This is a genomic window from Falsiroseomonas oryziterrae (assembly GCF_021864505.1).
Lineage (GTDB): Bacteria > Pseudomonadota > Alphaproteobacteria > Acetobacterales > Acetobacteraceae > Falsiroseomonas > Falsiroseomonas oryziterrae.
The window spans coordinates 1-7,227 of sequence record NZ_JAKJIB010000205.1 but is presented as its reverse complement, the minus strand read 5'-3'; the positions used below and the strand labels follow the sequence as shown (position 1 = coordinate 7,227).

7 protein-coding genes are annotated in these 7,227 nt (G+C 72.1%); 4 read left to right on the top strand and 3 right to left on the bottom strand.

Annotation, left to right across the window (positions count from 1 at the left end):
* The 3 genes from L2I40_RS15505 to L2I40_RS15495 all read right to left on the bottom strand — a co-directional run.
* Nucleotides 1–526 (bottom strand): IclR family transcriptional regulator (locus L2I40_RS15505; RefSeq protein ID WP_237216108.1); only part of this gene is annotated, 526 nt, incomplete at its 3' end.
* 8 nt (nucleotides 527–534) lie between these two features.
* Complete coding sequence (locus L2I40_RS15500) at nucleotides 535–1,398, bottom strand: carbon-nitrogen hydrolase family protein (RefSeq protein WP_237216107.1); 864 nt, start codon at nucleotides 1,396–1,398, stop codon at nucleotides 535–537.
* A 7-nt stretch (nucleotides 1,399–1,405) separates the two neighbouring features.
* Complete coding sequence (locus L2I40_RS15495; RefSeq protein WP_237216106.1) at nucleotides 1,406–2,413, bottom strand: dipeptidase; 1,008 nt, start codon at nucleotides 2,411–2,413, stop codon at nucleotides 1,406–1,408.
* Between the two features lie 119 nt (nucleotides 2,414–2,532).
* Between L2I40_RS15495 and L2I40_RS15490 the strand changes: the two genes are divergently transcribed.
* The 4 genes from L2I40_RS15490 to L2I40_RS15475 all read left to right on the top strand — a co-directional run.
* Nucleotides 2,533–3,519, top strand: a complete 987-nt coding sequence (locus tag L2I40_RS15490) for a tripartite tricarboxylate transporter substrate binding protein (protein ID WP_237216105.1) — start codon at nucleotides 2,533–2,535, stop codon at nucleotides 3,517–3,519.
* A gap of 152 nt (nucleotides 3,520–3,671) precedes the next feature.
* Nucleotides 3,672–4,913, top strand: a complete 1,242-nt coding sequence (locus tag L2I40_RS15485; RefSeq protein WP_237216104.1) for an NAD(P)/FAD-dependent oxidoreductase — start codon at nucleotides 3,672–3,674, stop codon at nucleotides 4,911–4,913.
* Between the two features lie 63 nt (nucleotides 4,914–4,976).
* Nucleotides 4,977–6,551, top strand: a complete 1,575-nt coding sequence (locus L2I40_RS15480; RefSeq protein ID WP_237216103.1) for an ABC transporter substrate-binding protein — start codon at nucleotides 4,977–4,979, stop codon at nucleotides 6,549–6,551.
* Nucleotides 6,551–7,227 (top strand): gamma-glutamyltransferase (locus tag L2I40_RS15475; protein WP_237216102.1); only part of this gene is annotated, 677 nt, incomplete at its 3' end. The genes L2I40_RS15480 and L2I40_RS15475, both read left to right, overlap by 1 nt.

Genomic DNA, 7,227 nt, shown 5'->3' with positions numbered 1-7,227 from the left:
CCGTCCGCGGCGTCGGACGCGGCAGCGGATCGGGCGGCACCAGTGCCGCCGCGCGGTTGCCGCCGAGGCGCGAGAGGATGGCGCGGCCCGGCGCCGTACACCAGGCCGGCAGCCGCACGCCGAGCGCGAGATCCACGCTGACGACGTGGCGGCTCGGCACGCGCGCGACATAGACGACGTCCGCGCCTTCGAGCTCCGTCAGGTTCACCGTCTCCTCGCAGCGGCGCGCGAGGTCGTCGAGGAAGGGCAGCGCGACGCGCCGCAGCGTGTCGGCCTGCAGGAAGCCATGCGCGAGGTCGAGCACGCGCGCAGCCAGCACATAGCGGCGATCCGCTTCGTCCTGCCGGACGAAGCCGAGCGCGCGCAGCGTGTGCAGCATGCGCTGCGCGGTGCTGCGGTCGGTGCCTGCCAGCGCGGCCGCCTCGGGCAGCGTCACCGGCCCGCCCGCCCGCGCGATCGCCGAGAGCAGCGCAAGGCCCTTCGCCAGGCTGCCGACGAAGAGCCGCGCATCGACGCCCTCCGGCACGCGCGTCGTCACGTGGCGACAGGCCCGTAGAGATCCGGCCGCCGGTCGCGCCACCAGGGGAAGTCCTTGCGCGCGCGCGTCACCTCGTCGAGGTCGATCTCGTACACCAGGAGTTCCTCGCCCTGCGTGCCGGCCTCCGCCGCGATCATGCCGCGCGGATCCACCACCATCGAGCGGCCGAGATGATGCCGCGGGCCCTCCACGCCGACGCGGTTCGCGGCCAGCACCCAGACGCCGTTCTCGTAGGCGCGGGCGCGCAGCGGCACCTCCCAGATCGAGGCGCGGCGGCCGGGATCGGCATAGGTCGAGAAGCAGATCGGCATCACGATCGCCTCCGCCCCGGCGAGGGCAAGCACGCGCGACGGCTCGGGGTAGAGACGGTCGTTGCAGATCTGGATGCCGAAGCGGCAGCCGGCGACGTCGAAGACTGGCAGCGCGTTGCCAGGCGCGAAGTAGAGCTTCTCGAAGCTGCCCGTGCCGCCCGGCGCGTCGGTCGGGAAATAGGCCGGGATGTGCGTCTTGCGGTAGCTGCCGGCGACCTCGCCGCGCTCGTCCACCACCACCGCAGCGTTGAACCAGCCGCTGCCCGCGCGTTCGCCGACGCCGAGCACGGCGGCGATGCCGTGCCGCGCGGCGAGGCCGCGCAGATGCGCCATCTCCGGACCGTCGGGCGCGACGAACCAGCGGTCGAAGTCCTTCTCCAGCCGGTTCGGGAAGAAGGGCGCGAGGAAGAGCTCGGAGAAGACGAGCAGCCGGACGCCGCGCGAGGCGGCCTGCTCGAACATCGCCTCGGCGCGGCGGAGGCCGAGCGCGAAGCCCTCTTCCTCCACCGGCCCGGTCTGCGCCAGGCCGACCGTCAGCAGGCGGGGCATGGCGCGCTCAGCCCCGCCAGATCTCGCCGAGCACGCGGCGCAGATTGCCGCCCATAATCTTCTCCACCTCGCCTTCCTTGTAGCCGGCCTTCAGCAGCGCGTCGGTCTTGCGCGCGAGGAAACGGGGATTGTTGAGCTCGTCCGGATACCGCTTCTCCAGCGTGTTCCCGAAGGCGCGCACGAAGTCGGCCGTCGCGCCGGCGTAGCGCGTGAAGCTCATGCCGAGGATCTCGTTCGCCTTCTCGCTGCTCTCCAGAGCAGCCATGTCGTTGCCGAAGCCGACATGCTCGATGCCGACCAGGTTCACCACATGCTTCAGGTGGCGCAGGAAGAGGTTGAGCGTCGGCGGGTTCGCGGGGTTGCCGTCCCAGTTCATGAAGCCGTGCAGCGAGACGCCGACGATGCCGCCCGTCGCGGCGACGGCGCGGATCACCTCGTCGCTCTTGTTGCGCGGGCGGTCGGTGACGGTCTTGGCGTTGGCATGCGTCAGCAGGATGGGCTGCTTCGTCGCCGCCGCGGTGTCGAGGCAGGTGCGCTCCCCGGTGTGCGAGAGGTCGATCGCGAGGCCCAGGCGGTTCATCTCCGCCACCACCTCGTGGCCGAAATTGGACAGGCCGGCGTTGCGCTTCTCCAGGCACCCGTCGCCGACCGGGCAGGCCTCGTTGTAGGTGAGCTGGATGATGCGCAGGCCGAGGCGCTGGAAGGCTTCCAGCCGCTCCGCCTTGTCGCCGAGCATCTTGGTGTCCTGCCAGCCCATGATGAGGCCGACCTTTCCCTCGCGCTTGGCGCGGTCGATGTCGGTCGCGCGCTCGATCAGCGTCCAGCCGGAGCCAGGATCCGCGCAGCGCTGCCGCCAGGTCGCGAAGGCGTCGAAGGTCGTCTCGAAGTTGTCGATCGGCGAGCGGATGGTGAGGTTGACGGCGGTGATGCCGCCTTCCTTCAGCCAGCGCGGATCGCCGTCGGAGTGGAAGACCAGACCGTCGATGATGGTCAGGCGGTCGTGCAGCGAGGCCATGGCGCGTTCCCCCAGGGGTGGCGCGGCGGGCAGGCCCATCGCGCGCGTTGCCGATTGGATACCGATAGGCTCATATTGAAAAGGGGGCGGGACCCCCGACGCCGAGAGGGACCACGACGATGCGCGCTGCCGATCCCCGTCTGCCACGCCGCCTGCTGCTGGGAGCAGCGGCGGCCGCCGCCCTGGCACGACCCGGCTTCGCGCAGGCGCCGTGGCCCAATCGCCCGGTTCGCCTGATCGTGGCGTATCCGGCAGGCGGCAGCACAGACATCGCAGCGCGACTGCTGGCCGATCGGCTCGCCCGCGTCTGGGGCCAGCCCGTGATCGTGGAGAACCGCGCGGGCGCGGCCGGCACGATCGGCGCCGACAGCGTCGCGAAATCCGCGCCCGATGGCTACACGCTGCTGCTCGCCGCCTCGCCCGAGATCGCCATCGCGCGCAGCACGCAGCGCAACCTGCCCTACGATCCGGTGGCGGATTTCGCGCCCATCAACCTGCTGGCGCAGTCACCCTTCCTGCTGGTCGCCTTCGCCGGGCTGAACGTGTCGAACCTGGCGGAGCTCACCGCACTGGCGCGTGCGCGGCCGGGCACGCTGAACTACGCCAGCTTCGGCATCGGTACCTCCAACCACTTCGTGGGCGAGCTGTTCAAGGCCGAGACGGGGCTCGACATCCAGCACATCCCCTATCGCGGCAGCGGTCCGATGATGAACGACATGGTCGCGGGCAGCGTGCAGCTCGGCTTCGACACCGTGCCGGCGGCGCTGCCGCATGTCCGCTCCGGCCGGCTGCGCGCCATCGGCGCGGCGATGCTCCGCCGCTCGCCGCTCGCGCCCGATGTCCCGACCTTCGACGAGCAGGGCCTGCGCGGCTTCACCGGCGGCAGCTGGGTGGGTCTCGTCGCGCCGGCCCGCACGCCGGAGCCGGTGATCGCCCGCATCGCCGCCGACACCGACCGCGTGATGCAGGACGGCCTGGCGCGCGAGCTGGAGGAGCGCGGCCTGGCGCCGGAGAATCTCGGCCCCGCCCCCTTCCGCGCCTTCATCGAGACCGAGGTCCGCAAATGGGGCGACGTGGCGCGCCGGGCGAACATCACCGCGTCCTGAGGCGAGATGCGTGCGTCGTTGAGCGTTGACCGGCGGCCGGCGTCCGCCGGACGAGGCCGCGAACGCGGCCCGCCGCAAGTGCGGCGAAGCCGAGCGCCGGAAGCGCGCTGGCGTCTGAAGCATGACGTGCGTCAGCACGTCGTGAAGCCGGCATGAAAGTCCTCGTCATCGGTGCCGGCCTGGTCGGGCTGGCGCTGGCCTTCCGCCTGCGCCAGCAGGGGGCGGAGGTCGCGGTCGTGGATCCGGAACCGCCGGGCGAAGGCGGCGCGAGCTTCGGCAATGCCGGCGCGATCAGCTCGACCTCCGTCGTGCCGCTCGCCATGCCGGGCCTGCTGAAGCAGGTGCCGCGGATGCTGCTGGATCCGGCGGCGCCGCTGCACATCCCGGCGCGCTACTGGCTGCGTGCGGCGCCCTGGCTGCTGCGCTTCGTCGCCGCCGCGCGCCCCGCCACCGTGGCGCGCGCCGCGGCCGCGCTCGACCAGCTCCAGAAGCTCGCGCTGGAGCAGCACCTGGCGCTGGCGCGCGACATCGGCGCGCCGGAGCTCATCGCCACCAACGGCAATCTCTATGTCTACCGGGACGAGGCGCAGCTGGCGAAGGACAAGGCCGGCTTCGAGCTCCGCCGCTCCTACGGCGCGCGGGTCGAGATCCTCGACCGCGCGGGCATCGACGCACTCGAGCCGCAGATCGGCCCCGCCTACCGGATCGGCGTCTTCTTCCCCGACCATGGGCATTGCGCATCGCCCGCCCGCTACGGCCGCGCGGTGGCGGAGGCCTTGCTGCGTGCTGGTGGCGAGATCCGTCGCGACCGCATCCGTGCGCTGACCGTCGAGGGCGGGCGCGTCACCGGCGCACAGGGTGAGGCGCAGCACCATGCCGCGGACGAGGTCGTGGTAGCCGCGGGCGCCTGGTCGGCACGGCTGCTCGCGCCGCTCGGCTACCGCATCCCGCTCGAGACGCAGCGCGGCTATCACGTGAACCTGCCGGCGAGCGGGCTGTCGCTCTCGCGTCCGATCACGCCGGCCGACCGCAAGGTGTTCATCACGCCGATGGAAGGCGCCGTGCGCGTCGCAGGCACGGTGGAGATCGCGGGGCTGGACGCGGCGCCCAACGAGGCGCGCGCAAGGCTGCTCTACGACGACCTCGCCGCCATCTTCCCGGAGGCGCGGACCGAGGGCGCGAGCGGCTTCTGGATGGGCCACCGGCCGTGCCTGCCCGACAGCGTGCCGGTGATCGGGCCGGCGCGGCGGATCGGCGGCCTCTGGTTCGCCTTCGGCCACGGGCATCTCGGCCTCACCGGCTCCGCGCCCACCGCGCAGATGCTGGCGCCAGCCATCCTCGGCCGCCCCGCCAACCAGGAGTTCACGCCCTTCGCCGCCGAGCGCTTCGCATGATGCGACGTTGACATGCGCCGCCGCACGCGGGGAGGCTTCGCAGCACCAGCCGGAGGGATGACGATGCAGCGGAACGGATGGCGGGCGCTCGCCGCCTCACTGATCATGGGCGCGGCCGGCGCGGCGCAGGCGCAGCAGCTGACCGTCGGCGTGCAAGCCAGCTTCAACATCGACCCGCACTTCATCTTCCTCGGGCCGAACATGGCCGCGGCGCGGCATGTCTTCGACACGCTGGTCAACCGCGACGCCGACAGCCGCTGGACGCCCGGCCTGACCGAGAGCTGGGCGCCGGTGGGCGAGAATGTCTGGGAGTTCCGCCTGCGCCAGGGCGTGCGCTTCCACGACGGCACGCCCTTCACGGCGGAGGACGTCGTCTTCTCCTTCCAGCGCATCCCGAACATTCCCGGCAACCCCGGGCCCTACACGCCGAATCTGCGCGGCATCACGCGCACCGAGGTGGTGGACCCGCACACCATCCGCCTGCACACGGCCTCTCCCAACCCGGTGCTGCCCGGGCAGATGACCAACGTCTTCATCGTCAACCACCGCGCCGCGCAGGGCGCGCTGCCGCCCGATTTCGCCTCGGGCCGCGCCGCGATCGGCACCGGCCCCTTCCGGCTCGAGCAGCACCGCGGCCCGGACGGGATGAGCGTCACGCGCTTCGACGGGTACTGGGGCGAGAGACCGCATTGGCAGCGCGTGAACGTCCGCGTCATGTCGAACGACGCGACGCGCATGGCTGCCCTGCTGGCCGGCGATGTGGACCTGATCGAGGAAGTCCCGACCGGCGAGGCGGAGCGCCTTGAACTGACAGGCCGCGTCGCGATTTTCCGTCGCGCCTCCGACCGCGTGATCTTCCTGTTGCCGCACGTCGGCGCGGAGCGGCTGTCGCTGCTGACCGACCACGAGGGACGTCCGCTCGACCACAACCCGTTCCGCGACCTCCGCGTGCGGGAGGCGCTGAGCCTCGCGATCAATCGTGCCGCGCTGGTGGAGCGCAGCATGGACGGCATGGCCGTGGCGAATGGCCAGCTCGTGCCGGAGGGCTTCGGCGGCTACGACCCGACGATTCCGGTGCCGGCCTTCGATCCCGCCCGCGCCCGACGCCTGCTGGCGGAGGCGGGTTACCCGAACGGCTTCGGCTTCACGCTGGCCTGCCCGAACGACCGCTACGTGAACGACGCGCGCGTCTGCCAGGCGCTCGGCCAGATGTTCACCCGCGCCGGCTTCCAGGTGCGTATCGAGACCCAGCCCGGCACGGTCTACTTCGCGCGGACGGCGGTGGGGCGGAACGAGGTGCCGCTGGTCTTCTTCGGCCAGTCCTCCTCCTCGACGCGCGATGCGACGCATGTGCTGAGCCTTGCGATGCACAGCCAGCAGCTGCAGCGTGGCCTGGGCCAGTCGAACCGCGGCGCCTTCGCGGATGCGGGGCTCGACCGGCTTATCCAGAACGCGGCCTTCCGCATGGAAGGCGACCGCGAGGCGGCGCTGCGCACCGCGATGCGGGAAGCCATGCGCCTGCACGCCGGCATCCCGCTCTACACGCAGATGGTGATCGCCGCCGCGCGGCAGGGCATCCACTACACACCGCGGCTCGACGAGCAGACGGTCGCGATCCATGCGAGGCCCGCGAATTGATGCGCCACTACCCGATCGGCCGCCCGACGGTCAGCGGCACGCGCCACGCGATCAGTGCGGGCCACTACCTCGCGGCCAGCGCTGGCTTCGCCATCCTGGAAGCCGGCGGCAACGCGGTGGATGCGGGCTGCGCGGCAGGCCTCGCGCTCGGCGTGCTGCAGCCCGACCTCGTCTCGGTCGCCGGCGTCGCGCCAATCCTGATCCGCAAGGCCGACGGTACGATGGAGAGCATCGCGGGCCTCGGCCACTGGCCCGCGAGCACGCCGCCCGACGTCTTCCTGCGCGAGCATGGCGGCAAGATGCCGCCCGGCGTGCGCCGCATGGTCGTGCCGGCGGCGATCGATGCCTGGATCCAGGCGCTGGAGCGGCACGGCACCATGTCCTTCGGCGATATCGCCGCCGCCGCCATCCGCTTCGCCGGCGAGGGCTTCGCGACCTACGACCTGCTGGCCACCAGCATCGAGGCGCACAGGGACGAGTACCGCCGCTGGCCGCAGAACGCCGCGATCTTCCTGCCGGGCGGCGAGGTGCCGCGCATCGGCCAGAAATTCGTGCAGTCCGACCTCGCCCGCAGCCTGTCCTACATGGTGGAGCAGGAGCGCGCGGCGGCGCGCGGCGGGCGCCGGGCCGGCCTCGCCGCGGCGCACGCCCCCTTCTACCGCGGCGATCTCGCCCC

What these genes read in the sequence shown, in the direction of transcription:
- L2I40_RS15490 (WP_237216105.1), top strand. Translation starts at nt 2,533, where the DNA reads ATGCGCGCTGCCGATCCCCGTCTGCCACGCCGCCTGCTGCTGGGAGCA.
- L2I40_RS15500 (WP_237216107.1), bottom strand. Translation starts at nt 1,398, where the DNA reads ATGCCCCGCCTGCTGACGGTCGGCCTGGCGCAGACCGGGCCGGTGGAG.
- L2I40_RS15480 (WP_237216103.1), top strand. Translation starts at nt 4,977, where the DNA reads ATGCAGCGGAACGGATGGCGGGCGCTCGCCGCCTCACTGATCATGGGC.
- L2I40_RS15495 (WP_237216106.1), bottom strand. Translation starts at nt 2,413, where the DNA reads ATGGCCTCGCTGCACGACCGCCTGACCATCATCGACGGTCTGGTCTTC.
- L2I40_RS15485 (WP_237216104.1), top strand. Translation starts at nt 3,672, where the DNA reads ATGAAAGTCCTCGTCATCGGTGCCGGCCTGGTCGGGCTGGCGCTGGCC.